The 24,029-nt window shown below is 66.7% G+C and carries 31 protein-coding genes; 18 read left to right on the top strand and 13 right to left on the bottom strand.

The window, feature by feature from the left end:
- Positions 1 to 11: 11 nt before the first annotated feature.
- Both C491_RS21170 and C491_RS21165 read right to left on the bottom strand, forming a co-directional pair.
- Entirely contained in the window at positions 12 to 242 is a 231-nt protein-coding gene (locus C491_RS21170; RefSeq protein WP_005560058.1) for a DeoR/GlpR family DNA-binding transcription regulator, read from the bottom strand.
- Between the two features lie 165 nt (positions 243 to 407).
- The gene (locus C491_RS21165) at positions 408 to 2,207 is read right to left on the bottom strand and encodes an SLC13 family permease (protein ID WP_005560056.1); all 1,800 of its coding nucleotides are present in this window, start codon (positions 2,205 to 2,207) and stop codon (positions 408 to 410) included.
- Between the two features lie 156 nt (positions 2,208 to 2,363).
- Between C491_RS21165 and C491_RS21160 the strand changes: the two genes are divergently transcribed.
- The 3 genes from C491_RS21160 (at position 2,364) to C491_RS21150 (ending at position 4,663) form a co-directional block, all read left to right on the top strand.
- Positions 2,364 to 2,759, top strand: coding sequence for a tautomerase family protein (locus C491_RS21160; RefSeq protein ID WP_005560054.1), 396 nt, complete (start codon positions 2,364 to 2,366; stop codon positions 2,757 to 2,759).
- Positions 2,760 to 2,860: 101 nt separating this feature from the next.
- Positions 2,861 to 4,057 (top strand): MFS transporter, encoded by a 1,197-nt coding sequence (locus C491_RS21155; protein WP_005560052.1) that lies wholly within the window; start codon positions 2,861 to 2,863, stop codon positions 4,055 to 4,057.
- Positions 4,058 to 4,189: 132 nt separating this feature from the next.
- Positions 4,190 to 4,663 (top strand): universal stress protein, encoded by a 474-nt coding sequence (locus tag C491_RS21150; RefSeq protein ID WP_005560050.1) that lies wholly within the window; start codon positions 4,190 to 4,192, stop codon positions 4,661 to 4,663.
- Here the strand turns inward: C491_RS21150 and C491_RS21145 are convergent, their stop codons facing one another.
- Positions 4,664 to 5,809 carry an ArsA family ATPase gene (locus tag C491_RS21145; protein ID WP_005560049.1) on the bottom strand — a complete coding sequence of 382 codons (1,146 nt, stop codon included), beginning with the start codon at positions 5,807 to 5,809 and terminating at the stop codon, positions 4,664 to 4,666. It abuts the gene before it with no gap.
- A 217-nt stretch (positions 5,810 to 6,026) separates the two neighbouring features.
- Between C491_RS21145 and C491_RS21140 the strand changes: the two genes are divergently transcribed.
- The gene (locus C491_RS21140) at positions 6,027 to 6,278 is read left to right on the top strand and encodes a hypothetical protein (protein ID WP_049892461.1); all 252 of its coding nucleotides are present in this window, start codon (positions 6,027 to 6,029) and stop codon (positions 6,276 to 6,278) included.
- A 101-nt stretch (positions 6,279 to 6,379) separates the two neighbouring features.
- Here the strand turns inward: C491_RS21140 and C491_RS21135 are convergent, their stop codons facing one another.
- On the bottom strand, positions 6,380 to 7,480 hold the full coding sequence (locus C491_RS21135) for a pyridoxal phosphate-dependent aminotransferase (protein WP_005560047.1): 1,101 nt from the start codon (positions 7,478 to 7,480) through the stop codon (positions 6,380 to 6,382).
- A gap of 117 nt (positions 7,481 to 7,597) precedes the next feature.
- Between C491_RS21135 and C491_RS21130 the strand changes: the two genes are divergently transcribed.
- On the top strand, positions 7,598 to 8,116 hold the full coding sequence (locus tag C491_RS21130; RefSeq protein WP_005560046.1) for a CinA family protein: 519 nt from the start codon (positions 7,598 to 7,600) through the stop codon (positions 8,114 to 8,116).
- A 102-nt stretch (positions 8,117 to 8,218) separates the two neighbouring features.
- Positions 8,219 to 8,704, top strand: coding sequence for a metal-dependent hydrolase (locus tag C491_RS21125; protein ID WP_049892460.1), 486 nt, complete (start codon positions 8,219 to 8,221; stop codon positions 8,702 to 8,704).
- A gap of 3 nt (positions 8,705 to 8,707) precedes the next feature.
- Here the strand turns inward: C491_RS21125 and C491_RS21120 are convergent, their stop codons facing one another.
- The gene (locus C491_RS21120) at positions 8,708 to 9,580 is read right to left on the bottom strand and encodes a DUF7139 domain-containing protein (RefSeq protein WP_005560044.1); all 873 of its coding nucleotides are present in this window, start codon (positions 9,578 to 9,580) and stop codon (positions 8,708 to 8,710) included.
- Between the two features lie 118 nt (positions 9,581 to 9,698).
- Here C491_RS21120 and C491_RS21115 point away from each other — a divergent pair, with 118 nt between their 5' ends.
- The 4 genes from C491_RS21115 (at position 9,699) to C491_RS21100 (ending at position 12,402) form a co-directional block, all read left to right on the top strand.
- Positions 9,699 to 9,986, top strand: coding sequence for a DUF5789 family protein (locus C491_RS21115; protein WP_005560042.1), 288 nt, complete (start codon positions 9,699 to 9,701; stop codon positions 9,984 to 9,986).
- A 6-nt stretch (positions 9,987 to 9,992) separates the two neighbouring features.
- Positions 9,993 to 10,691 (top strand): CPBP family glutamic-type intramembrane protease, encoded by a 699-nt coding sequence (locus C491_RS21110; protein WP_005560040.1) that lies wholly within the window; start codon positions 9,993 to 9,995, stop codon positions 10,689 to 10,691.
- A 56-nt stretch (positions 10,692 to 10,747) separates the two neighbouring features.
- Entirely contained in the window at positions 10,748 to 11,212 is a 465-nt protein-coding gene (locus tag C491_RS21105; RefSeq protein ID WP_005560038.1) for a DUF302 domain-containing protein, read from the top strand.
- 107 nt (positions 11,213 to 11,319) lie between these two features.
- Positions 11,320 to 12,402 carry an AI-2E family transporter gene (locus tag C491_RS21100; RefSeq protein ID WP_005560036.1) on the top strand — a complete coding sequence of 361 codons (1,083 nt, stop codon included), beginning with the start codon at positions 11,320 to 11,322 and terminating at the stop codon, positions 12,400 to 12,402.
- A gap of 77 nt (positions 12,403 to 12,479) precedes the next feature.
- On the opposite strand, the gene C491_RS23470 is transcribed toward C491_RS21100, so the two are convergent.
- Both C491_RS23470 and nreA read right to left on the bottom strand, forming a co-directional pair.
- Positions 12,480 to 12,635, bottom strand: coding sequence for a hypothetical protein (locus C491_RS23470; protein ID WP_005560035.1), 156 nt, complete (start codon positions 12,633 to 12,635; stop codon positions 12,480 to 12,482).
- Between the two features lie 54 nt (positions 12,636 to 12,689).
- Entirely contained in the window at positions 12,690 to 14,048 is a 1,359-nt protein-coding gene (nreA, locus tag C491_RS21095) for a DNA repair protein NreA (RefSeq protein ID WP_005560034.1), read from the bottom strand.
- 150 nt (positions 14,049 to 14,198) lie between these two features.
- Between nreA and C491_RS21090 the strand changes: the two genes are divergently transcribed.
- The 3 genes from C491_RS21090 to C491_RS21080 all read left to right on the top strand — a co-directional run bounded on the left by C491_RS21090 (position 14,199) and on the right by C491_RS21080 (position 16,048).
- The gene (locus C491_RS21090) at positions 14,199 to 14,378 is read left to right on the top strand and encodes an HVO_2753 family zinc finger protein (RefSeq protein WP_005560033.1); all 180 of its coding nucleotides are present in this window, start codon (positions 14,199 to 14,201) and stop codon (positions 14,376 to 14,378) included.
- A gap of 2 nt (positions 14,379 to 14,380) precedes the next feature.
- Positions 14,381 to 14,647, top strand: coding sequence for an elongation factor 1-beta (locus C491_RS21085; RefSeq protein WP_005560032.1), 267 nt, complete (start codon positions 14,381 to 14,383; stop codon positions 14,645 to 14,647).
- 117 nt (positions 14,648 to 14,764) lie between these two features.
- Positions 14,765 to 16,048: an MFS transporter gene (locus C491_RS21080; protein ID WP_005560031.1), complete on the top strand. Its 1,284-nt coding sequence runs from the start codon at positions 14,765 to 14,767 to the stop codon at positions 16,046 to 16,048.
- Between the two features lie 42 nt (positions 16,049 to 16,090).
- On the opposite strand, the gene C491_RS21075 is transcribed toward C491_RS21080, so the two are convergent.
- The 3 genes from C491_RS21075 to C491_RS21065 form a co-directional block, all read right to left on the bottom strand.
- Positions 16,091 to 17,101, bottom strand: a complete 1,011-nt coding sequence (locus C491_RS21075; RefSeq protein ID WP_005560029.1) for a Bug family tripartite tricarboxylate transporter substrate binding protein — start codon at positions 17,099 to 17,101, stop codon at positions 16,091 to 16,093.
- Positions 17,102 to 17,277: 176 nt separating this feature from the next.
- Positions 17,278 to 17,952: an RNA ligase partner protein gene (locus tag C491_RS21070; protein ID WP_005560027.1), complete on the bottom strand. Its 675-nt coding sequence runs from the start codon at positions 17,950 to 17,952 to the stop codon at positions 17,278 to 17,280.
- A 48-nt stretch (positions 17,953 to 18,000) separates the two neighbouring features.
- Positions 18,001 to 18,441, bottom strand: a complete 441-nt coding sequence (locus tag C491_RS21065) for a hypothetical protein (RefSeq protein WP_005560025.1) — start codon at positions 18,439 to 18,441, stop codon at positions 18,001 to 18,003.
- A 92-nt stretch (positions 18,442 to 18,533) separates the two neighbouring features.
- Here C491_RS21065 and C491_RS21060 point away from each other — a divergent pair, with 92 nt between their 5' ends.
- Both C491_RS21060 and C491_RS21055 read left to right on the top strand, forming a co-directional pair.
- Positions 18,534 to 18,926: a zinc ribbon domain-containing protein gene (locus C491_RS21060; protein ID WP_005560023.1), complete on the top strand. Its 393-nt coding sequence runs from the start codon at positions 18,534 to 18,536 to the stop codon at positions 18,924 to 18,926.
- Between the two features lie 68 nt (positions 18,927 to 18,994).
- Positions 18,995 to 20,113 carry an RNA ligase gene (locus tag C491_RS21055; RefSeq protein ID WP_049892459.1) on the top strand — a complete coding sequence of 373 codons (1,119 nt, stop codon included), beginning with the start codon at positions 18,995 to 18,997 and terminating at the stop codon, positions 20,111 to 20,113.
- A 13-nt stretch (positions 20,114 to 20,126) separates the two neighbouring features.
- Here C491_RS21055 and C491_RS21050 read toward each other — a convergent pair whose 3' ends face one another.
- The 3 genes from C491_RS21050 to C491_RS21040 all read right to left on the bottom strand — a co-directional run bounded on the left by C491_RS21050 (position 20,127) and on the right by C491_RS21040 (position 22,596).
- Positions 20,127 to 20,618: a DUF3995 domain-containing protein gene (locus tag C491_RS21050; RefSeq protein WP_005560019.1), complete on the bottom strand. Its 492-nt coding sequence runs from the start codon at positions 20,616 to 20,618 to the stop codon at positions 20,127 to 20,129.
- Between the two features lie 133 nt (positions 20,619 to 20,751).
- Positions 20,752 to 21,438 carry an MBL fold metallo-hydrolase gene (locus tag C491_RS21045; RefSeq protein WP_005560017.1) on the bottom strand — a complete coding sequence of 229 codons (687 nt, stop codon included), beginning with the start codon at positions 21,436 to 21,438 and terminating at the stop codon, positions 20,752 to 20,754.
- 42 nt (positions 21,439 to 21,480) lie between these two features.
- Positions 21,481 to 22,596, bottom strand: a complete 1,116-nt coding sequence (locus tag C491_RS21040; protein ID WP_005560016.1) for a cystathionine gamma-synthase — start codon at positions 22,594 to 22,596, stop codon at positions 21,481 to 21,483.
- Positions 22,597 to 22,716: 120 nt separating this feature from the next.
- On the opposite strand from C491_RS21040, the gene C491_RS21035 reads away from it, so the two are divergent.
- From C491_RS21035 to C491_RS21025, 3 genes are read left to right on the top strand one after another with little or no spacing between them, the layout of a single operon-like run.
- A complete protein-coding gene (locus tag C491_RS21035) occupies positions 22,717 to 23,025 on the top strand; it encodes a 50S ribosomal protein L21e (protein WP_005560014.1) in 309 nt (102 codons plus the stop codon).
- Positions 23,026 to 23,031: 6 nt separating this feature from the next.
- Positions 23,032 to 23,388 carry an RNA polymerase Rpb4 family protein gene (locus C491_RS21030; RefSeq protein ID WP_005560011.1) on the top strand — a complete coding sequence of 119 codons (357 nt, stop codon included), beginning with the start codon at positions 23,032 to 23,034 and terminating at the stop codon, positions 23,386 to 23,388.
- 45 nt (positions 23,389 to 23,433) lie between these two features.
- The gene (locus tag C491_RS21025) at positions 23,434 to 24,024 is read left to right on the top strand and encodes a DUF655 domain-containing protein (RefSeq protein WP_005560010.1); all 591 of its coding nucleotides are present in this window, start codon (positions 23,434 to 23,436) and stop codon (positions 24,022 to 24,024) included.
- Positions 24,025 to 24,029: the final 5 nt, after the last annotated feature.

Here is a 24,029-nt window from a genome sequence, read left to right as displayed (position 1 = left end):
TCGGTTCGGGGTCAGTCGCCAGTAGCTCGAGCTTCGTCTTCGGAGTCGTCGAGAGCGAACGCCCCGCCTGAACACCGACGGACGTATCCCGCCCGCAGGAGGTCACGACACCGACGGTCGATCGTTACCGGATGCGTGGCGAGGCAGTCGGCCAGTTGGGGAACCGTCATCGGGCCGTCGTCGGCCAGTCGGTCGAGGATCTCGCGCTCGTTCCGGTCGGAAGGCGGTTCGTCCGTCGGCATGATAGCTACCTCCACATTGGCGAACTGACGGATGAATGGCGCTCCGGTTCCCAATCGGTGAGAACGGTTTTCACGGATCCGCTCGAGCCGACGTTCGGTCACCGAACCTGCCTTCCTCGCTCGAGCGTCGTCACCGGCGACCCGCGAACCGGCCGCTGGCGCCGGTCAGTCGTCGAACGCCTCGACGAACTCGGTCGGCAGCGTCGTGATATCGATCCCCCAGGCCACCGGCAGCCACAGCAGCGCGAAGATCGTGATCAGCGCGATCCCGATGAAATTCAGCCCGACGCCGACGCGGGCCATCTGCGGGAGGGTGATGTACCCGCTGCCGAAGACGATCGCGTTCGGCGGCGTCGCCACCGGCAGCATGAACGCAAAGGAGGCAGCCGTCGCGCCCGCGATCATCAGCCCGAACGGGTGGACGCCGATCCCGATCGCGACCGACGCCAGCACCGGCAGCAGCATAGCCGTCATCCCCGTGTTCGAGGTGACCTCGGTCATGAAGACGGCCAGCGCGACGACGGCGAGGATGAGGATAACCATCGAGACGCCCTCGAGCAGCTCGAGCTGTTCGCCGAGCCACAGCGCCAGACCGGTCTGGTCGAACGCCGCGGCGATGGCGAGCCCGCCGCCGAACAGCAGGATGACGCCCCACGGAATATCCACCGCGTTGCTCCAGTCGAGCAGGAACGTGTGGCCTCCGTCCTCAGTTTTCGTCGGGAGCGTGAACAACACCAGTGCGCCGCCGATGGCGACGATCGTGTCGGCGTCGTCGGGCACCGGCGCCAGCCCGATCTCGCCGATCAGACTGGCGCTGATCCAGGAGACTGCCATGCCGACGAAGACGACGAGCACCATCTTCTCCTGTCTGGTCATCGCCCCGAGCTTTCGCAGCTCCTCGTCGACCGTCTCCGTCCCGCCGGGAAGCTGATCGAGTTCGGGCGAGAGCGCGACGCGGGTAACCCAGAGGTAGACCGTCGCGAGCCCGATAAGTGCGATCGGAACCCCGTAGAACATCCACTGGGCGAAGGTGATGTTCTCGCCGAACAGCTCGCCCGCTTGTCCCGCAAAGAGGATGTTCGGCGGTGTGCCGATCAGCGTCGCGACGCCGCCGACGGAGGCGCCGTAGGCGATACACAGCATGAGCGCGACGCCGAACGTGAAGTTCCCCTCGGTGGTGTCGATGTCGAGTTCGGTGTCGTCGACGAGGTCGGCCGTCTTGTAGATGACCGCGAGCGCGATCGGCACCATCATCATCACCGTCGCGCTGTTCGAGACCCACATCGAGAGAAACGCGGTCGCCAGCATGAACCCAAGGATCAACCGGGATGGCGTCGTCCCGACGAGTTTGATCGTTCGCAGGGCGATCCGTCGGTGGAGCCCCCAGCGCTGCATCGCCATCGCGAGGAAGAACCCACCCATGAAGAGGAAGATCAGCGGGTCGCCGTACGACGGCGTCGTGTCCGCGACCGGGAGTGCTCCGGTCAGCGGAAAGAGCACGATCGGCAGCAACGAGGTGGCGGGGATCGGGATCGCCTCCGTGACCCACCAGGCGGCGACCCAGGCCGTAACGGCCCCCGCCGCCTGTCCCTCGAAGCCCGCGGGATCGCCCGGCGTCGGACCGAGCAGGATCAGCGCGAACAAGATCGGCCCGAGGACGAAACCGATCTTCTGTCGGAGCTTGTACTCGCCGCCGACGTCGAACGGCGAGTCGTCGTCACCGCCGCTCGAGCCCCCGCTTTCGCCACCGTTGCCGTTTTCGGGGTCGTCCGTCGGATTGCGGCCCCCGTCGGTAAACGCCTGCTCCGCGACGCGTCGCTTCTCCGGTGGGAGCGCGTCCAAGTCCTCGGCGATCGCCCGTCCGTCGAGCGTGACGTACGCCTTCGTCTGCGTGTTGAGAAACCACAGGTACGCCCAGAACCGCTGTATAGCCAGCTGACACCTGTCGAGAGCGTTCGATACCATCTGCTCGAGCGTTTCGAATCAGGGATTAAAAAACGCCGAGATTCGGCCGTCGGGGTGTTACCACCGAACAACACCCGCCGAGCGCGGACGGACGACCGTCGCGGGTCGGTCGGCGCTCGTCGAAACCTACATCCCCGAGCCGGCGGAACTCGAGTTGTGCCCCTGTTACAGTTCGACACAACTCGGTCGCTGTCGGCGGACGAACGGTCGGCGTTCGCAGAGCGGGTGACGGCGCTCTACACCGAGGAGATGGCGACGACCGCGGGCCACGTCGCGGTGACGATTCGCGAACACGAGCCCTCGGCGATGCATCTCGGCCGCGAGGTCGAGGGGCCGCTGCTCTTTCTCGACGCCGAAATCCGCCGCGGCCGTTCCTTCGAGCGAAAGCGTGCGTTCGCGCTCGAGACGATGGCGTACGCCGGCGACGCCCTCGAGATCCCCGACGAGAACATGAAGGTGGTGTTCACCGAACACGAGGGCGAGGCGATGATGGGCGTCGATCGTGTCGGCGGCGAGTGGAGCGGGGACGGCGGGGACGACGAAAACGACTGAGCGAGGATAGCTGAGGGGTCGAGGCGCGTCGAGACTCGAGAACACCGCGCCGTCCGCCGGTTCCGTCACGGTAAAGCGGCCCCGTCGGAAAGGCGCGGTCGATGGATCGGTCATACTGGCGGACGGTCTCGCTGATCGCGCTCTGGCAGGTCGCCGCGAGTATCTGTTACTACACTGTCTTCGCGGCGACGCCCTTCTTCCGCGCGGAGTTCGGCCTCTCCCGGTTTCAGGTCGGATTCGTCGTCACCGCCTTGACCCTCGGCTACGCGGTCTTTCTGCTCCCGGTCGGGGCGCTGATCGACCGCTTCGGCGAGTACCGCTCGCTCGTGCTCGGGCTCGTCGGACTCGCCGCGGGCGCGACGTTCGTCGCTGGCGCGCCGTCGGTCTCCCTGCTGCTCGTCGCCGCGTTCTTTCTGGGCTCGACGTACGCGAGCGCGATTCCGGGGACGAACAAGGCCGTTTACGACAACGTCGAAGCGGGACGGCAGAACCTCGCGGTCGGGATCAAGCAGGTCGGGGTCACCGCCGGCAGCGGGATCAGCGCCCTGCTCGTGACCGGGCTGGCGGGCGTGTTGTTCTGGCAGGCGGGCTTTCTCGTCGCCGCCGGCTTCGGCCTCGTCGTCGCCGCCCTCTTCGCGGTGCTGTACGACGGCTCCGGCGGCGGGGGGACCGCCGAGTACCCCGACTTTCGGTCGCTCTCGAGGAACCGGCCGTACCGCTGGCTGGTCGCGGCGGGCTTTTTTCTCGGCGCGGCGCTGTTCACGACGACCGGCTACACCGTCCTGTTCGTCGAGGAGGAGGTCGGCGCCTCGGTCGCCTTCGGCGGGGTCGTGCTCGCGACGGTCCAGCTGTTCGGCAGCGCGGGCCGGCTCGCAACCGGCTGGCTGAGCGACGCGCTCCCGGGCGATCCCCAGCGTCGGATCGGCTCGATCCTGATCGTGCAGGCGCTCGCCAGCGCCGTCCTGTTCGCCGTCGTCGCCGCGACCTCGAGCCCGATCGGGTCCGCGGTCGCGTTCGCGGCGCTCGGCTTCTTCGTCCTCGGGAACACGGGCGTCTACTACTCCTGTATGGCGACGCTGGTCGGCAGCGAGGAGATGGGCGGGGCGACCGCCGGCGGACAGCTCGCGCTGGTCGCCGGCTCGATCGTCGCCCCGCCCGCGTTCGGCTACCTCGCCGACGTCGTCGGCTACCGGGCCTCGTGGTGGCTGCTGGGCGCCGGCTGCGTCGTCGCCGCGGGACTGCTGGTCGTTGCGGTCCGGAGCGATCCGCCCGTCGACGATCCCGCGATGGACGATTGATACGGGTCGTTGTAGCGTTCAACCGGCGATCACTCCGGCGGGGACGGCGATCACCGGCAAAGAACGACAACGGTCCGTATGATCCGAGCCGAAGAACGAACCACTATGGGCTCGGCGGGCGAACCCCCAGCTATGTACCGCGTTCTGTTGCCGATCGACAACAGCGAGCCCCGTGCTCGCGCCCAGGCCGAGGCCGTCCTCGAGTTACCCCACGCGACCGACGAGATCACGGTCGATGTCCTCCACGTCCACGAGGGGGTGTCGGGTCCCGACGCAGAGTGGGCCGCGGGCGGGTTCTCCGAGGAGTACGCCGAGCAGATGGACGAGAACCTCCGGAATCGGACGAAACTTCCCAACGCCGTCGATACCGCGACCGAGCTGCTCGAGGCGAGCGAGATCGACTACGAAGTTCACGAGTCCGTCGGGAAGCCCGCGGAGACGATCCTCGCGGCCGCCACGGAGCGTGACAGCGACGCGATCGTCATCGGGATCCAGAAGCGCTCGCCCGTCGGGAAGGTGCTGTTCGGCAGTGTCGCCCAGGGCGTGATCCTCGACAGCGATCGGCCGGTGACGACCGTTCCCGCGGCCGAAGAGGAAGAACAGTAGCTACCGCAGACAGGCCGCGACGACCTCGAGCATCCCCTCGCCCTGGACCTCGTCGGCGAACAACGGCACCCGGCGGACGTCGGTGCCCCGGAACAGCTCCTGGGCCTCCGTCAGCGCCGACTGCTGGACGTCCCAGCGGCGCTGGCAGAACTCGCAGCGCTCGAGGTCGGGCTGGAGGAAGTCGCCCTCGACGTCGTCGGTGACGTCCGACAGCGGTTCCATCACACGGTTGACGACGACGGTGCCGACCGGAATCCCGAACTCCTCGAGCTGTTCGCGCAGCCGCTTTGACTCGAGGACGCTCATCTCCTCGGGAACCAGCACGATCCGGAAGTCCGTCCGCGCGGGATCGCGCAGGGCGGCCCGCAGTCGTTCGATGCGCTCGCGCAGCTCCTCTAGGTTCTGCAGGTCGGGCTCCTCGTCGGGCATCTCCTCGCCGCCGAACATCCCCTTCATCCCGTCGAACATGCCGCCGATTCGCTGGCGGAATTTCATGATACGGCCCATCATCGTGTCCATGAGTTCGGGCAGCTGGAGCAGGCGCAGCGTGTGGCCCGTCGGCGCCGTGTCGACGACGACCCGTTCGAACCGATCGTCGTCCAGGTACTCGAGCAGCAGCTGCATCGCGGCGGCCTCGTCGGAACCCGGCATCGGCCCGCCCAGCAGTGACTCCATCGGGGAGTCCTCGCCGAACATTCCCTCGAGACCGCCGAACATCCCGCCCCCCTCGCCCTGTGCCTGCGCCTGGGCGGCGAAGCCGGCGTCCTCGACGGCGGCCTCGGGATCGATCTCGGCGGCGTACAGCGGGATATCATCTCGGATCCGTCCCGGCTCAGACGGGATCTCCGTCTCGTAGGTGTCCGACAGCGAGTGGGCCGGGTCCGTCGAGACCACGAGCGTCGAGATGCCGCCGCGGGCGCTGTCGAGGGCTGTCGCGGCCGCCATCGTCGTCTTGCCGACGCCGCCCTTCCCGCCGTAGAGCACGTAGTCGGGGCCCTCGATATCGTCGTCGGACGGCCGGACGGAGATCGTCTCCCTCTCGTCGACCGACTCTGTCGGCGTCACCTCGATCCTGTTCGCGTCCTCGTTGCTCTCCGTCGAGTCCTCGCCCGCCTCGTCGACCGGCTCGACGTCGATTCCGCTCATGCGGTCCGGTTTCCGGTGCGCACACGAGTACCCGTCGGTCTCGAGCGAGGAGTCGCGTGGGTCGACGACCCGTGAACAATACTAACACAGAGCTTTCGATATAAGGAGTTGAGGGTATCCTTATCTGTATATCCATATTAGTGGCAGGATTTAATGCCGATGACAGCGTCGGGACACGTGTCCGAAGCTGGTGGTGGCGCTTCGAACGTTCCCGATCATGAACGCACAACTCGCCGAACTCCGACCCGATGAATCGACCACGAACGACCTCCCGTTCCCCTACCACGGCGACGAACGGGGACTGACCCTTCCGCAGGCGAACGCCCGCGGCGTCCTCCGACCCGACGACCCGACCGGTGCGGTCGGCGCTGCCGGTTCGACGGACTGTCCCGACTGCGGCGGCGAGACCGTCAACGGCGCGGGCCTGTTCGCGTGTGCGGACTGCGCCTGGAGCGGCTCCCTCCGATAGACGACCGAGTTTTTCTGCGGTACTCGAGCCCTCGGAGCGACAGTTACGACGTTAAGCTGTTAGAGCTATTCCGCAATAGGTGGGTTAGTTCAAATAGGTGACTACTCGAAGTACGCTGCGAGCCGATCCGCAGCCGCCGAGACGCGAGGCGTAACGAGGGCGAAGCGGAGCCACTCGGATCGCGAATCGCCGAACGCCTCGCCGGGCATCCCCGCGACGCCGGCCTCGTCGATCAGCCGCTCGACGTTCTCGAGGGTGCCCGGATAGCCATCGAAGCGCGCCATCACGTAGAACGAACCCTGGGGCGTGGTGTAGTCGGCACCCGCGGCCTCGAGCGCGTCGGTGAACGTCTCGACGCGCTCGGCCAGTAGCTCCCGACTCTCCTCGTAGTACTCCGGTTCGGTCTCCCTGAGCGCCCGCAGCACCGCGTACTGCGAGGGGCGGCTGCCGGCGACGTTGACCAGCATGTGGCGGCTCTTGGCGTTCTCGATGAGCTCCGGAGGAAAGATCGCGTACCCGACCCGGAAGCCCGTAATCGCCATCGACTTCGAGAAGGCGTTGGTGACGATCCGGTGGTCGGAGTCGACCCCGAGCGCGGAGGCAAATCGTCCCGAGAGGTCGAAGTGGTCGTACACCTCGTCGCTGATCAGCAGGGCGTCGTACTCCTCGGCGATCTCGACGAGTTCTCGCACTGTCTCCTCGGGGTAGACCGCCCCCGTCGGGTTGTTCGGCGAGTTGACGACGATCGCGGCCGTCCGCTCGCTCGCCACTTCGCGGACGTCAGCCGGATCGAGCTGGCCCGCCTCGTCGGCCGCAACGAACCGCTGCGTTCCTCCCAGCATCGTCGTCTTTCCCGGGTAGTAGGGATAGACGGGATCGGTCAGCACGATCTCGTCGCCGCGATCGCGCTCGAGAGCCCGCGCCATCGCGAGGTAGTTCGCCTCCCCCGCGCCGTTAGTGACGACGACCTGCTCGACGTCGACGTTCCGTCGGGCGGCGATCTCCTCGCGCAGCTCTCGAAGCCCCTCGCTGGGCGGGTACTGGAACTGGTCGGGCTCGAGGTCGGCGTACTCGTGCAGCCCCTCACGTAGTGCCGCCGGCGGCTCCCAGTCGGGGTTTCCGCTGACCATGTCGATGACGTCCCGGTCGGCCCGGTCGGCGTACTGCATCACGCGGAAGAACAGCGGCGTCTCGTACTCCATGCGGCCCACTGGGTGCTCGCACATCGTCGTTCTTTCGTCGCGCGCTCGAGACGTCTGGCCGAGCGCCGACTCGGCGCAACCCTTCCTTTGAAACCGGCCTGGCTCCTCGAGTCATCTATGAACGACGACATCGACCGCGAACTGCCGATGGACGTCGCCGACAGGATGCGGGACGCCGGCGACAGCCTCGCCGTCGCCGAATCCTGTACGGGCGGGCTGATCGGCGCGGCGATCACCGCGGTTCCGGGGGCCAGCGACTACTTCGACTCGGGGCTGACGACCTACGCCTACGACGCCAAACGTCGTCACCTCGGAGTCAGCCGCGAGGCCCTGGACGAACACGGCGCCGTCTCGGAGCCGGTCGCCCGCGAGATGGCCCAGGGGGTCCGTGACGTGGCGGATACGACCTGGGGGGTCGCGACCACCGGCGTCGCCGGCCCCACCGGCGGTACCGAGGACGACCCGGTCGGAACGGTCTACATCGGCGTCTCCTACGCCGGCCCGTGGGGGACCCAGTCCTCGTTCACGAACGTCTCGCGGTACGTGTTCGACGGCGACCGCGCGACGGTGCGAGCGAAGACCGTCGACCGGGCGCTCGAGGACCTGCTCGCCGCCGTCGCGGAAGTTCGGGGGTAGCGACCCCGCGGCGGGCGGGACACGATGGACCGCGACGACCCCTCGTCGACGCTGACCGTCCTCGAGAGAAAACTATTCGAGGGTCCCCCCGCGACGTCCCCCATGAACAAGCGGGGACACGTGCTCAATGCTGTCCTGTTGAGCGTCGGGCTCGGAATTTTGCTCGAGCCCGCGGGGGATCTGGGAACGCTCGAGTCGGTCGTCGCGATCACCGTGCCGGTGACGCTCGGCGCGCTCTTTCCGGACGTCGACACCGCCTTCGGCCGCCACCGCAAGACGCTGCACAACCTCCCCGTGCTGGCGCTGTTCGTCGCCTTCCCGTTCGTCTTCGGCAACCTCCACTACGTCTGGATCGGCGTGTTGACCCACTACGTCCTCGACGTCACGGGTAGCAGGCGCGGCATCGCGCTGTTTTACCCGCTCTCGAGCCGGGAGTTCGATCTGCCGACCGGGGTCCCGGTCAGCAGCGGCCGGACCGATCTGGTGACGCTGCTCGTAACGGGACTCGAGCTCGCGGTCGCCGTCCTCCTGCTCTACGAACTTCCCCGTCGCGGGTTCGACGTCGCGGAGCTGGGGCTCTGGTTCTGAGAACTATCGGCGGTTCGGCGTCCACTCCTCACAGGCGTCCATTCCCGTCATCGCCTGCTCGTGGCGGGTGCAGTAGGGAACCATCTCTCCCGTCGAGCGAGCGCGAGCGTACTCGAAGTCGCCGCAGTTCCCGCAGTAGCGGTCCGTCGGCGCCCGGGGTCGGTCGTCCCCACCGTCGATCAGTTCGGCGTCGGTCCCCTCGACGTCGGTCGCGGGCGCGGCAGTCTCGATCGGGCCGCCGTCACGGCGAGCGTCAGCCCGGGGCTCGATCTCCCCGTCGGGTTCGGCGCCGAGAACGCCGATCCCGCCGAGTCCACCGAGTCCATCCGCGTCGTCATCGATGGGGCGCTCCACGATCGTCCGATTGTGGCGAGTGACGTTCAACTCGAGGGCCCCACCGGGGTCGTTGCGGGTCTTGAAGTTGACCACGCCGACGAACAGACACCACACCCCAGCGAACAGCCCGAGCAGGTAGACTGCGGCGACCTCGAGGGTCAGGTCGGCACCGACACCGCGCCAGTGGTACGGGTAGGCGAACCAAAACAGCGCGACGCCGAGCAGACAGAGCCCGGCGCCGACCGCACCGATGGTCCGAACGCGGCGACTCGCCGGCAGGACGAGAACGAGCCCGACGAGGGCGACGGGAACGCCGATTCCGGCGAGGACGCCCGCGATCCGGACGGTCGCGTACTGGATCGCCATCTCCCAGTCGGTGAGCGCGGCGACGGCCCCGTCGAGGAGTTCGGTCGCCGCGACGACGACGCCGAGGACGGCGAGGGCGGCCCCGACGGCGACGAGCGCCGTCCCCGCGTGTCGCCGTCGGCGACCCGGCCCCGCCCGCGCGTCGCCACGGTAGACTTCCGTCAAGCTGGTCATGAACGTATAGTTGAGTTTCAGTTACAAAACAATAACGTCAGACATAGGTCAGATAATAGAGCAGTAGGACACCCGCGGAAACGAAAGGTTGAATCGCCGGGCTCGAAAACTCCCGGTCATGAGCGACGACGAGGAAGAAACCGAGCCCGCCGTCGAACTCGGCGACCGAACGCCCGTCGAGGGGGCGCCGCTGGCCCGCATCAGTTCGCGGCTCTTCTGGCCCAAGGAAAAGAGCGAGATCGACCGCCTCGAGGGCGAGAGCGTCATCCGAACGCCCGACGGCCCGCGGGAGCTCTCGACGGTGCTCGAGGAGATCGACGAGACCTACTTCCAGCGCCACCAGGAGTTCGAGCGCCACGTTCGCTCGGTCATCGGCACCGGCCCGGTCCCGACCGCCGAGGAGTAACCACCCGTGTCGGCCGAGGGCGAACAGAGCGGCGTCGACTGGCTTCCGGACCGGCTCGACGGGCTCAGCTGGTTCCAGAAGTCACTGCTGACTGGAGCCGTCCTCACTCTGTTGTGGATGCAGCTGGTTCCCGGCGAGCTCGAGCGTCGCGTCGTCGTCGACTCGATCCTGCTGATCGGCGGCCCGCTCGTTCTCGGGCTGACCCACGGCAACCACATCGGCTGGAACGTCAACCGAACCGCCGTCCGCAACGCTGTCTTGCTCTCGATGTTCGTCCTGCCGTTCTATCTCGTGGGATCGACGCTACCAACCATTCGGGCCTTCTACCCGATGTGGGAGACCTCGGCCGCACCCGGCGAGTTCGTCCCCCACGCGATCCAGCTGTTTGCACTCGCGCTGGCCGCCGAGACCTACTACCGGGGGCTGCTCTGTGTCGGCGTTCGGGAGATCGGGTTCAAGGCCGTCCTGATCAGCCCCGTCGTCTACATGATCCACCACATGTCGAAACCGCCCCTCGAGTTCCTGCTGTCGGGGCCGACGGACGTCCTCTTCGGCGCCGTCGACTACAAATCGAACTCCATCCTTCCGTCGGTGATCGCTCACGGCGCCGGGCTCGTCCTGCTTGACTGGCTTGTCCTGCACGATCCGCTGTTCGATCCGACGCGTTTTCTTCAGTACCTCGAGTGGCTGCCGATCCCGATCTGAGACCCGCGGCAGCCGCGACGGTGGGGCTTTAGTGGCTCCCGACCGACGGTACGTATATGAGTCTGCCAATCGACCCGGCCGAGATCGATCCCGAGGACATCGGCGAGAAACAGGCCGTCCTCGAGATGGACCACGAGGAGGCGATCGAACACGTCCGCGAGGTCTGCGAGGAGGTCGGATTCGGCATCCCCGTGGAGTTCTCCCCCTCCGAACTGCTGAACGAGAAGGTCGACGCCGACCGGGACCCCTACTACGTACTGGGGGCCTGTAACCCCGGGATCGCGGACCGGGCGCTCGACCAGACGATGCGGATGGGCGGGCTCTTCCCGTGTAACATGATCGTCTGGGAGGAGGAGCCGGGCCGTCAGCGGGTGTACCACCTCTCGATCATGAAGATCGCGCGCTTGCTCGATATCGCCCCCGATAACGAGGAGTGGGCCGACATCGTCGACACCACGGGCGACCTCACCGTGGAGGCCTTCGAGAAGTTCGACTCCGTCGACGCCGAGACGGCCCACTAAGCCGGCTCGAGACCGTACCGTGTCCGACGACCGCACGACGGTCGTCGGACTTTACGTTAGTATCCTTGAAGGTCAAGATGTACATACATTCATAGCATGCGTAGCGTATGGACGTCAGAACCACGTTCTTCGCCCTCCTCCTATTCGCCCTCGCGGCGGTCACGACGCTCATCCTCGCGCCGCTGTTGCAGTACGTGCTGGCGGCCGGGCTGCTCGCGTTCGTGCTCTACCCCGCCCACGAACGCCTCGAGCGGCGGATCGGCTCCCGGCCATCGGCGCTCGTCCTCACCGGGGTCGCCATCGTCGCCGCGGTCATCCCGATCCTCTATCTCTCGATCGTTACCGTCCAGACGATATTCTCCTTTCTGAACCGGTTCGACGAGGCGGCCGCCATCGAGACCGCCAGCGAGTGGGCGATCGGTCTCGGGATCGATCCCGAACTCGTTGCGGCGACCCGCGCGCAGCTGGTCGCGGAGGTGAACGGACTGTTCGACAACGCGGTCGACGTCATGCTCGGAGAGCTGGTCGGGCTGGTGGACGCGAGCATCCGACTGAGCCTCGGGCTGTTGGTCCTCGTCTTCCTGCTGTACTACCTGCTCGCCGACGGGCGGACGTTCGTCGGCTGGCTGGCCGCGGTCGCCCCGCTCGAGGATCGGGTTCGCGACGAGCTGTTCGCGGAGGTCGACGTCGTCACCTGGGCGGTGATCAAGAGTCACGTCTTCGTCGCCGTCGTCGAGGGACTGCTCGGCGGGCTCGGCTTCTACCTGCTCGGCGTCCCCAACGTCGCCTTCTGGACGATCGTCATGGTCGTCGTCTCCTTCCTCCCGGCGATCGGCGTCTGGCTCGTCTGGGGCCCCGCCGTCGCCTACCTCCTGATGACGGCCGGCCCGCTTCCGGGGATCGCGCTGTTGCTGTACGGACTCGCCGTGCTCTCGGTCGTCGACAACTACCTGCGGGCGATCTTCGTCGACCGCCGTACCGGGCTCCACCCCGCAGTCGTCCTGATCGGCGTCATCGGCGGCATCTACCTGCTGGGAATCATGGGCCTGTTCCTCGGACCCGTGTTGCTCGCCGTCTTCAAGGCCGGACTGAACGTCTTCAACGAGACCGCGCTTACGGCCGACGACGTCCGCCTCGAGTCGACCTCTCGAGACGTTCCCGGTGCCGATCCCGGGACGGCCGACGACTGACCTCTGATCGGTGAACCGGATCGACAGGTGCGAGCGCCGATTCCTGACCGGCTGGTCGCCGTCGACGAAAACCCGGACTACTCCTCCTCGAGTTCGGCCAGTCGCTGCTCCGCGTCGTGCTGAATGTACCCCGAAACCACCGCCAGAACGACGACGACGAAGGCGGGAACCCCGACGAGAAGGACGAGCATCGCCAGGATCGGGACGAGGTCGGGACCGAGGAACGGAAGCATGGATCGTCTACGTTCGGCGTCCGCTTAGAGGAAGGGGTTTCGGAATCTCGCGACTCAGCCGTCGGTGCTCGAGAAGGCGCTCAGGTTCGACTGCAGCCCCGCGGCGAGCTCGGACTTTCGCCGGAGCCGGGCCGCGGAGATCGGCAGCTGGGGCGCGAGACCGGCGACCGCGTCGTGGAAGGTTTCGGCCTCGCCGTACTTCCCGGCGAGGCCCTCCCTACCCTCGAGGGACAGTTCGCTGGCCTCGCCCGGGACGCCGTCGAAGGCGTTGCGGACGCTCTCGCGGACCTGCCAGACGCCGACGGGCGCCCAGTAGTGGTCGCTGACCTCCCGGAGCACCAGACACTTCGCCTGCCGGCCGATCGACTCGAGGTACTCGAGGACGCCCAGGCGGGCGGCGTAGTAGGCGCCCGCGGTCTCCTCGACGTAGCTCGTCCGCCCCTCGTACCCCTCGCTGGCGCTCTGGAGCCAGACCCCGTCGTCGGGATTGGGGTTCCAGATGCTGCCCGGGGCCTTCATCTCGACGAGTTCGAACTCCCAGGTACCGGGGGCGAGCACGATCCAGTACCGGTTGCCCATGTACTCGTTGACCCGCACCTGGACCTCGTCGATGCTCGGCTCGTTCCAGATGCGACCCCGCAGGAACTGGCCGACCGTGTCGTCGACGGCCGTGATCGACCACCGGGTCGGGACGAGCCGGCGCTGGTCGCGCTCGCCGAGCGCGCCCGCCGAGAGGATCGAGTTGATCTCGTAGACATCGAACCCGCGCCGGTAGAGGTAGGTCATCGCGCCCTGGGCCTGCCAGTCGTCGTCCTCGAGGGTCTTCTTGACCGGGCGTGGAACGTGGGGGTTCTCCCGCAGTTCGGCGTTCCGGGCGTTCGCGCGTGGACCGCGGGGGGTCGCGACGTCGGTCCCCGGCTCGAGCCCGAGATCCGGTTTGTCGTCGAGACCGATCTCGAGGTCGACGGGACGGTCGGCGATGGCGACCTCCCGCTGGACGCCGACGAACCCGTCCCAGCTGTCGTGGACGGTCGGCGCCAGCCGACTGGCGATGCTCGGGGAGTCGACGTTCGCGCGCTTGTTCGAGTTCAGGAGTCCGGTCCGGCGCTGGAGCACGTCGTCGATCCCGTACCCCTGCCGGTACCAGTCGCCGTCCGTGACGTACTCCTCGGCCGCGCCCTCGTCGCCGACCGGCGAGAGTACCCCGATCGGGATATCGGGGTAGTTCGAGCGCCCGACGAAGATCGAGGGTGCGGTCGACCCCACGAGGCTGTCGCCCGACAGCGCCCGCTCGAAGTTGCGCTCGAACTCCTCGAGGTGGTCGGTGATCGCGTAGGACTTCTCCTTCGCGAGCCGGCGTCGCTCGGCCTCCTCGTCGGGCTCTAAGCTCTCGATATAGTCGTCGAGGCGCATTCGACGAGGGTTCGGGCTACACGAATTTGAATGTTGAGTTCGACGCGCCCGCTTTCGTCGAAGGCGGGCGAGTCGATCCCGCTGTGCGGAGATTCGGTCGGTGAGTTCGACCTCGCAAGGGTTAAAAACGACGGGCAAAAAGGGAGGGGTATGAGTACGACGGACGGGCAGGACAGACGCTCCTGTGTCTCCTGTGGAATCAACATCGCGGGCACGAACGCCGCCGCGTTCAAGTGTCCCGACTGTGGCACGCGCGTCTTCCGCTGTGCCAAGTGTCGCAAGCAGAGCAACCTCTACGAGTGTCCCGACTGCGGATTCACCGGACCATAACAATGGGAAAAGTCGCTGCCAAAATCAAGGTCATGCCGGACAGTCCCGATATCGACCTCGACGCGCTCCAGGAGCGCCTTGAGAGCGCCCTCCCCGAGGGTGCCAAGATCAACGGCGTCGAGCGCGAAGACGTCGCGTTCGGCCTCATCGCCCTCTACCCGACGGTCATCGTTCCCGACGGCTCGGGCGGCACGGAAGCCGTCGAGGAGAACTTCTCCGAGGTCGACGGCGTCGAGAGCGTCGGCGTCGAGAACGTCGGCCGCATCTGATCCGACTCGAGCGATAGTCGTTTTCCGACCGCAAACTCGAGAGCGGCCGCGCTCTCGAATCGGCAAGACCGACGGGTCTCCGAACGCTTACTTCACCTCTCGAGAAACCCCTGCCGTGTGAACGTTCTGTCGGACCCGACGAAACGTCGGTGGCTCGCGTGGGCCGCGCTGGCGACCGTCTTCCTGCTAGTCAATCTCCACCGGCTCTCGACGGCTGTCATCTCCGAGGAGCTGACGGTCGATTTCGAGACCAGCGCAGCCCAGCTAGGGACGCTCCACGCCTCCTTCTTTCTCATCTACGCCGCCATCCAGATCCCGACTGGCGTGCTCGCCGACCGGCTCGGCCCGCGCTACGTCGGCTCGATCGGCGGGATCGTCCTGAGCCTGGGCGCGGTCGGGTTCGCCCTGAGCGGGAGCTACCTCGCGGCGTTCGCTTCGCGGGCGCTCATCGGCCTCGGGAGCGGCGTTATTTTCGTCTCGATCCTGCGCTTCTGTGCCAACTGGTACCGCCCCGACGAGTTCGCGACGATGACCGGGCTGACCGGCAGTATCGCGGGTCTCGGGGCGATCCTCGCGACGACGCCGCTGGCCGTCACCGTCGGTCAGTTCGGCTGGCGCGCGACGATTCTCTCGCTTGGTGGCGTCGGAATCGTCGCCGCGGGCGCCGTCTTCGTCCTGGCACGCCAGTCCCCGGCCGCGGCGGGCCTCGAGCCGATCGAGGGCGTCCCCGAACAGCCCGACATTACGCTCGCGGAGCTGGGTGACCACCTGCGGACGCTCGCTCGGGATCTCGATCAGTGGCTGCTGTCGATCGTCTTCTTCGCCGGTAACGGGGCGATGTTGACCCTTGTCGGGATGTGGGGCGTCCCCTACATCGTTGTCGTCTACGAACTCGATGTGACGACGGCCTCCTATTTCACCCTGCTCGCGTCGGTCGGCGTGTTGCTCGGGCCGACGACGATCGGCTGGTTCTCCGACCGGATCGAACGGCGGTTGCTGCCGATGACCGTCGGGATCGGGCTGTTCGCGGTCGCGCTCGCTGCCGTCCCCGTCTTCGGTCAGCCGCCGCTGGCGGTCGTCGCCGTCTCCTATCTGGCCTGCGGATTCCTCTTTGGCGCCGCAATGTTGTCGCTGTCGGTCGTCAAGGAGCGCTACCCGCCGAGCGCGAGCGGGATCGCGACCGCGACCGTCAACACTGCGGGGTTCGTCGGCGGCACAGTCCTGCCAGCGGCGATGGGGGTGGCGCTCGACGCCTACCAGACCGGCGAGACCGTCGAGGGCACCGTCGCGTACACCGAGTTCGGCTACCGGATCGCCTTCGGCATTCTCGCGGCGACGGTCGCCGTCGGCTTCTGCTGTGCGTGCTGGCTCATGGTGCGGGAGCGGGCTCGATCGCAGTGAGAAAAGCGAACGCGGACGGACGTGCCGTCGCGATCGGTGGGGCTACTCGTCGTCTTCGATCTGCTGCTGGAACCCCTCGAAGTCGATGTTCTCCTCGAGTTCCTCGAGTGCGCCCTCCATGTCCGCGGCAGCGTCGTCCATGTCGCCGAACTCGAGGACGTTCCCCGTCTCCTCGGCCCACTCCTCGGCCTCCTCGTGGGTCGCGGCGTGTTCGGTCGCGGCCTCGAGTTCCTCCCGGACGTCCGTCGGCGTTCCGGGCGGCGCGATCTGGGTCTGACGGAACTCGGTGAGGTAGGCCATGCTGTCGCCGTAGTCGGTGATCTGATCGATCTCGGGGAAGGCGTCGAGCTCGGTGTCCATCAGGTTGACGACCGCCGAGACGTTACCCGATTCCTCGGCCGTGATCGCGGAGGTGTTCGTCGCGATGCCCGCGGGCGCCTCGCCGGAGATGACCGCCTCGTTGACCTCGCCGCCGCCGTCGTAGGGGACCACGTTGTCCCATGCGAGGTCGTAGTCGTCCCGGAGCAGGTAGGCCGCGACGTGGCTGTCGTGGCCGACCCCCTGGACCGCGAAGTTCTCGAGTTCGCCGTCGGCGTAGGCGTCCTGCAGGTCTGCGTAGTCCTCGACGTCGTAGTCGTCGTTGACGATGATCGTGTACCCGAAGACGCCGAAGTACGCGATCGGCTCGAACTCGGTCGGCTCCCAGGCCTCGACGTCCTCCATCCGCCAGGCGAACTGCCAGCTGGGGGTGTTGGCCGTTCCGAACGTGTAGCCGTCGTCGTCCTGGCCGTGGAGCCACTCGATGCCCAGCAGGCTCGCCGCGCCGGCCCTGTTGTCGATCTCGATCGGCTCGTCGAGCGCGTCGCTCATCAGCGGCTCGAGCTGGCGCGCGTAGGTGTCCGTGCCGCCCCCTTCCGACCAGGGGATCATCCACGTGAGCGAGTCCGAGGGGAACTCCCCGTCACCCGACTCGTCGTCGAGACAGCCCGCAAGTCCGGAAATCGAGACTGCAGACGTTGCACCGATACCCTTCAGAAGATTGCGTCGGTTCACGACGAATCGTAGCCGCCGAGGCGGTGATAAGGGTGACCGCACCTGCAAGAGTTACAGCTATTTCGTACACGAACGACCATCGAAAAGAGTTGTGGGCGGACGAGCGTTTGATAGATCTGCCCAAGGGTAGATATGACACGGTTTCGTGTGGCACGACCGGGACACGGAGCCACCGGTCAGTCGATCGTCCGCTTCGAGTCGGAATCGACGGCCGTGAGGTACTGCTCGAGCAGGTCCGGAAACTCCCGGCCGCGGATGTACCGCAGCCCGAAGTCCTCCGTCCAGTCGATGATTCCCCGGTCCTCCGTGACGACGCCGGCCTCGAGCTCGCGGGCGAGGATCAGCAGGTCGAAGTCCTCGCGGGAGTCGAGCACACCGGTGCGCATCGCGTCGCGGTACTTCTCGCGTAGCTCCGAGATCACCGCGTCGACCTCGGTCTTGTGATCGTGGTCCTCGAGGAGTTCGTCGGCGCTGTCCTCGGCGCGACGAACCGCCTTCTCGGAGACCCGTAACCCGCGGTCGACCCGACCGCTCATCTCGTCGACGAAGCTGTAGACGACGTTAGCGGGAATCGAGACGGCGTACCGATCGGGGTGTTTGCGGATCACCCAGGTGTTGAGCTTCGAGTAGACCTCCTCGCTCACGCCGCGGGCCTCGAGCATCGTCGTCAGCTCGTCGTGGATCGTCGGCGGGACGTAACAGGAGATGCCGAGGTTGAGGCGGGCGTTCGCGATCAGCTCGAGCAGCCGGAGCACCGCGTCCTCGAGCGACTCGCCGTCCCGGCGAATCTCCTCGGTGAGAAACAGCGACGTGTCGAGGACGAACCGCTGTTTGAACGCGTCGACGGACATGAACGGGGGTACGTCCTCGAGGGAGAAATAGCTGGGTTCGCAGCCGGATCAGGGTTCGTCGGTGTTCGGCCCCCGGGCCCCGAGGTCGGCCTCCGAGATCATCTCCGCGCTGGTCGAGGAGAGGTCGACCGTGACGTCCTCGTGGACGGCCTTGCTGATCTCGTCGACGTTGCCCGCGAGGACGGTCATGATGTCCTGAGGATCGACGTACATGAGCATGTTCCCGTCCGGCCCCTCGGTAACGAGCTGGAGGTCGTTGAGCACGATCTGATCATCCTGGATCGTCGCCGAGACGACCGGCAGCGACTCGGGTTTGCCGGGGTCGGTCTCGGTCACCCGACGGATGACGACCTCCTCGAGGTCGATGACGTCCTTGTGCTCGCGGATTCGCTCCGCGCAGGCGACCATGTCGTTGATGACCTCGGTGCGACGCTCGTTGCCGTGGTCGCCCTCGAGACAGTGCTGGCAGACGCGGAGTTCGATTCGCATGGCCGCGAGTTGTCGCCGCGCACCGATGAGAATTCCGCTTCGGGACCCCATTCGGAGAGAAAACTTATCCGGAGCGACTCGACACGATCGATATGAGCGTTCGCACCGCACTCCAGGCGATCGGCCTCCTCGCGCTCGCCTACGTGCTGTTCACGGCGTTCCTCGCGCTGGGTCCGATCGGCTGGGCTGCGTTCGGAACCCTGTTTGTCGTCGGCGTCGTGCAGGTGCATCGGGAACGACGGCGAGGCGGGAGCGACGACGGTTCCGGCTGGCCGAACTACTGCACCCGCTGCGGGACGAGCCTCGAGTTCGACGTCGACAGTATCGAGCCCGGGGAGTCGGTCCGGTACTGCGGCGAGTGCGGTGCGCCGGTTCGTGCCGAAACGGGGAACGAAGCCGCCAGCTCGACCGTGAACTGCGCCGACTGCGGCGCCCCGAACGATCCGGATCGAACGATGTGTACCCACTGCGGGCTGGAGCTGTAGCCGACCCAATCGTCCGTCCTCTCCGAGCGCCCCGGCAGTTATTTCGCTCGCCGTAGTACCTACCTATGATGAGTGATACCGAGTACCACAGGCCGCTCGGGATCGGCGAGTCTGCATTCGAAGGCCTCGAGGAGCATCTCGAGGACCGCAGCTACGAGGGCCGGGAGTACCGCCACGTCCCGGACTACCGCCGCGGTATCGAGCGAGGGACCGTCCTGATCGACCGCGAGGTCGTCCGCGGGTTCCCGAAGGTTCCTCGGGCCCTCGTCCTCGAGACGGGGATCCCGACTCAGTTCGAGGATCGAGTCGTCGTCGAGGAGAAGCTCAACGGCTACAACGTCCGCGTCGTCTGCCTCGAGGGCGAGCGGCTGGCGTTTACCCGCAGCGGGATGGTCTGTCCGTTCACGACCCGGATCATAGAGCGCCTGGTCGACCTCGAGGCGCTGTTCGACGACCATCCGGGGGCGATGGTCTGTGGCGAGATGATCGGCCCGGAGAACCCCTACACCGCCCACGACTACCCCGAGGTCGACTCGCTCGCGTTCCGAGCGTTCGACTGGCGGGACCGACAGTCCGGCGAGCCCCTCGCCGTCGAAGCGCGCCGCGAGCGCTACGATCGGTACGGTGTCCCCCAGACCCGACTGTTCGGCAGTTACGACGTCGACGAGGCGGCGGACGAGGTGTTACGGATCGTCGAGGATCTCGAGGCCGAGAACCGGGAGGGCGTCGTGATGCGCTCGCCCGACGCGACGACGCTGCTGAAGTACACGACGTCGGCCTCGACGCGGAGCGACCTCGCGTACGCGTTCTCGCTACCGTTCGACTACGGACAGCCGTTCATGTTCCGACGGCTGCTGCGGGAGGGGTTCCGAACGATCGAGGTCGACGGGAGCGACGATATCGCCCGCAAGCGGGCTCACGAACTGGGCGAGGCAATCTTGCTGTCGATGCGCGAGGCCATCGACACCGTCGGCGACGGCGGGACGGTCGGCGAACGCCACACCGTCCGCGCGAGTTCCGAAACGGTCGAGGCGCTGCTCGAGCACCTCCGCAAGCAGGGACTGACCCTCGAAATCGAGAGCGATCGTCGGGAGGACGGCGACCGAGTCCTCACCTTCTGCAAGCGGGTACAGTCGAGCAACGACAAAATCGAGAACTACCTCGAGGGCCACGTCGTCACGGAGTGACGGCGAGGCGACGTCAGTGCGACGCCTCGCTCGGCTCTCGGCGTGAGCGAACCGCCGCGGCGCACAGCAACGCACCGCCGAGCACCCAGACCGGATCCCAGACGAGGAGGTGGCCCCAGAACCCTCGAGCGTCGATTCCGCCGGGAGTGACGACGCCGACGAGTACGAGCAGTTTCGCCGCGATCCCGACCGCACCGTACAGCACCGAGAGAACGCCCAGTCCGCCGACCGCGACGGCGCGGAACCGGCTCGGGAGCCGATCACCCCACGGCCGAACCAGCGAGAGCGCGAGCACGGCGGGGACGAGTTTCAGGACGCCTGTCGCCGCGACCGTCGCGACGAACCAGGGCTCTCGCTCCGCCGCGAGTGCCCCGATTCCCGCGCCGAGCGTCGAAACCCCGATCGTCCCGCCGGCCGCCCAGTAGAAGCTGAGCGCCGCGAACGCGACCCACCAGCCGGTCGCCGCGTACGCGATCCGCACCGTCGACGATCGGTGAGACGCCACGTCGTCGTCCCGCTACTCGAGCGAGGGGCATAGCGCTGTCAGTCGCGCGGCCCGCGTTCGAGGCCGCGCCGAGCCGACGACGTCGCCGCGCTCGACGGCGTTTCAATCGAAATTCGGTGCTCGTCGGTCTCGATTACCCGCGCAGCTCCTCGTTGATCTCCGCGAGGCGCTCGCTCCCGGCCTCGGCGTGGCCGCCGTGGAAGCAGACGACCTGTTCGATCTCGAGGTCGGCGAGCCGGCCGACCGACTCCGCCGCACGCTCCATGTCGGGCGTGAACTCGGGTTTCGGGCCCGAAAGCGGCTCGTCTCCGTCGGCAACGAGCGCGTCGCCGGCCAGCAGCAGGCCGTGATCCGAGAAGTGTAAGGAGACGTGACCCGGCGAGTGCCCGGGCGTCTCGACGATCTCCATCGGTCCTGCGACCGTCGGCACCCGGGCACCACCGGTGATCTCCAGATCGATGGGAATGGATCGGTACTCGTCCGGGTCGCCCTTGATTGGGTCCCGGTCGCCGGTAACGTAGGGCGCCTCCTCGCGGTGGGTCGCGACGATCGGATCGACCCGCTCGAGCAGCTCCTCGAGTCCACCGACGTGGTCGCCGTCGTGGTGGGTGACGAGGACGAGCCAGACGTCCTCGAGGTCGAACCCCAGCCCGCGGAGGTGGGTTCGAAGCCCGTCGACGGCGCCAGGCGGGCCGACGTCGATCAGGACCAGCCCGCGGTCGGTCTCGACGGCCGTCGGGGTGATCGTCAGCTCGCGACCGCCGTAGTCGACGGTGATCGGCAGGAGGTAGACGCCGGGGTCCTCGCTGTCGGTGCTCATAGCCGGTGGCTCGAGACGCCGGGACGAAAGGATTGTGGCCGATCAGCGCAGCGCCGATTCGATGGCCGTCTCGAGGTCGGCGATCAGGTCGTCGGCGTGTTCGATCCCCACCGAGACGCGGACGAGGCCGTCGGTGAGTCCGGCCTCGAGGCGTTCCTCACGGGGGATCGCGGCGTGGGTCATCGGTGCGGGCTGCTCGATCAGACTCTCGACGCCGCCGAGGCTCTCCGCGAGGGTGAAGACCTCGGTGTTCGAGACGACCTCGCTGGTCTCCTCGAGACTCGCGTCGAGCTCGAAGCTCAACATCCCGCCGAAGTCGTCCATCTGCTCGCGGGCGATCTCGTGGCCGGGATGGGACTCGAGCCCGGGGTAGTAGACCCGATCGACGTCCGGATGGTCCGCGAGCCAGTCGGCGATCTGGCGGGCGTTCTCGCAGTGGCGATCCATCCGAACGGGAAGGGTCTTCGTACCGCGAAGGACGAGGAAGCTATCGAAGGGACCCGGCGTCGCGCCCACGGCGTTCTGGTAGAAGCCGAACCGTTCGTCGAGTTGCTCGTCGTTAGTCAGCAGGGCGCCCCCGACCACGTCGGAGTGACCGCCGAGGTACTTCGTCAGCGAGTGCGAGACGATGTCGGCGCCCAGCTCGAGCGGGCGCTGGAGGTACGGCGTCGCGAACGTGTTGTCGATCGCACACAGCGCATCGTGAGCGTGGGCGATCTCGGAAGCGGCCTCGATGTCGACGATCGACATGAGCGGATTGGTCGGGGTCTCGAGCCACAACAGCTCGGTCTCCTCGCGAAACGCCGACTCGATGGCGTCGAGGTCGGTCATGTCGACGAAGGTAAAGTCGACGTCGTAGTCCTCGTACACCTGCGTGAAGATACGGTGGGNCAGGCCGCTCAGAGATGTGTATAAGAGACAGTAGTCGGCGTTCTCGAGGCTCGCGAGGTTTTCCTCGAGATCCGTACGCGTAGGATTGCCGGTTCGAGAGTACTCGTAGCCGCGGTGCTCGCCGGGGGCGTCCTGCTGATAGGTCGAGTTGGCATGGATCGGCGTCATCAGCGCGCCGGTCTCCTCGTCGGGTTCCTGTCCGGCGTGGATCGATCGGGTCTCGAACCGGAAGCGCTCGTGCTCGTCGCTTGCGGGGTCGTCGTCCATATCCGGCCCAACGAGGCCGGGGAGGGTTACTCTTGCCGTTCGTTCTCGGTCGGCGACGGCCGCGCTCGAGGAACAAACGTGCGTTTTATAACTGTCACGAGGTAAGGGAGCCGTACGACTATGCCGAACTCTAATGGACCTCGCCAGGGAACCCGAGACAAGCTCTCGAACAATCCACGAGACCGCGGCGCTTCGCCGCCCCAGCGCGCGATTCAGCAGTACGACGAGGGACAGAAAGTCCACCTGAAGATCGACCCCAGCGTCCAGAACGGCCGCTTCCACCCCCGCTTCGACGGTCTCACCGGCGAAGTCCTCGGGAAACAGGGCAACGCCTTCAAGGTGCAGATTACCGACGGCGGCAAGGACAAGACCGTGATCGTCACCGCCGCCCACCTCCGCGCACAGGACCAGGACGAAGTTCAGGTCTGAGAACCGATGACGATCTTCAAAGAGATCGTCGACGAGGAGTTCCTGACCGTCTCGGAAACGAAGGAACTGCTCGCCGACATCGAGACCGAGCGCGCGATGGACGAGGACCGCGAGCTGCGCTACGAGCTCGCGCGAGCGATCGAACACGCCAACCGCTTTGCGGTCCTCGAGCCCGAGGAGTCTCTCGAACTCGTCGCGGACTTACAGGAACTCGAGTACGTCGACGAGCCGACGGCCTACAAGATCACCGACCTCCTGCCCCGCAACCGGGACGAGCTCCGATCGGTGTACGCCCAGCAGCGCTACTCGCTGTCGGGCGACGAACTCGACGAGATCCTCGACGTCGTTGCGAAGTACGCCTGACGGCGGGCCGATTCTTTAAGTGTAACGTCGCCGTACCCTCGCCCAATGAGCGAAGTCGATAGCGACGAGACGGACGTTCGACGCGCAGTCGTGTTGGACTACCTCGCACACGGGCTCTCCGGCGACGGCCGACCGCAGTACGCGAAGTCGCCGGCGGGGTACGCACTGGACGTCGAGGACTTCGGACTCTACCAGGTCGCGTTCGACGAAGATACCCGACTCACCATCGGGAGCGAAGTCGTGATCGAACCGGCCGACGAACGGGACGTCGTCGTCGACTGCCAGGAGGTCGAGTACGGAGCGCTCTCATCGGGTGCACAGACCGAACTCGAGTACGTCGTCGAGGACCTCGTCGAGGAGAACGAGGAGCGGTTCGTCGACTTCTACAACGACGCCCAGCCGATCACGCTGCGGCTCCACCAGCTCAATCTCCTGCCGGGGATCGGCAAGAAGCTGCGAAACGGCATCCTCGACGAGCGAAAGCGAAAGCCCTTCGAGAGCTTCGAGGAGCTCTCCGAACGCGTCTCCGGGCTCCACGACCCAAGCGACATCCTCGTCGAGCGCATCCTCGAGGAGCTTCGCGACGACGATCTGAAGTACCGCACGTTCGTCGGCCGCCAGCAGGAACAGGACTGACATCC

The organism is Natronococcus amylolyticus DSM 10524 (assembly GCF_000337675.1).
Lineage (GTDB): Archaea > Halobacteriota > Halobacteria > Halobacteriales > Natrialbaceae > Natronococcus > Natronococcus amylolyticus.
Note: the sequence above shows the minus strand (reverse complement) of the source record. Positions and strands in the feature narration are given on the sequence as shown.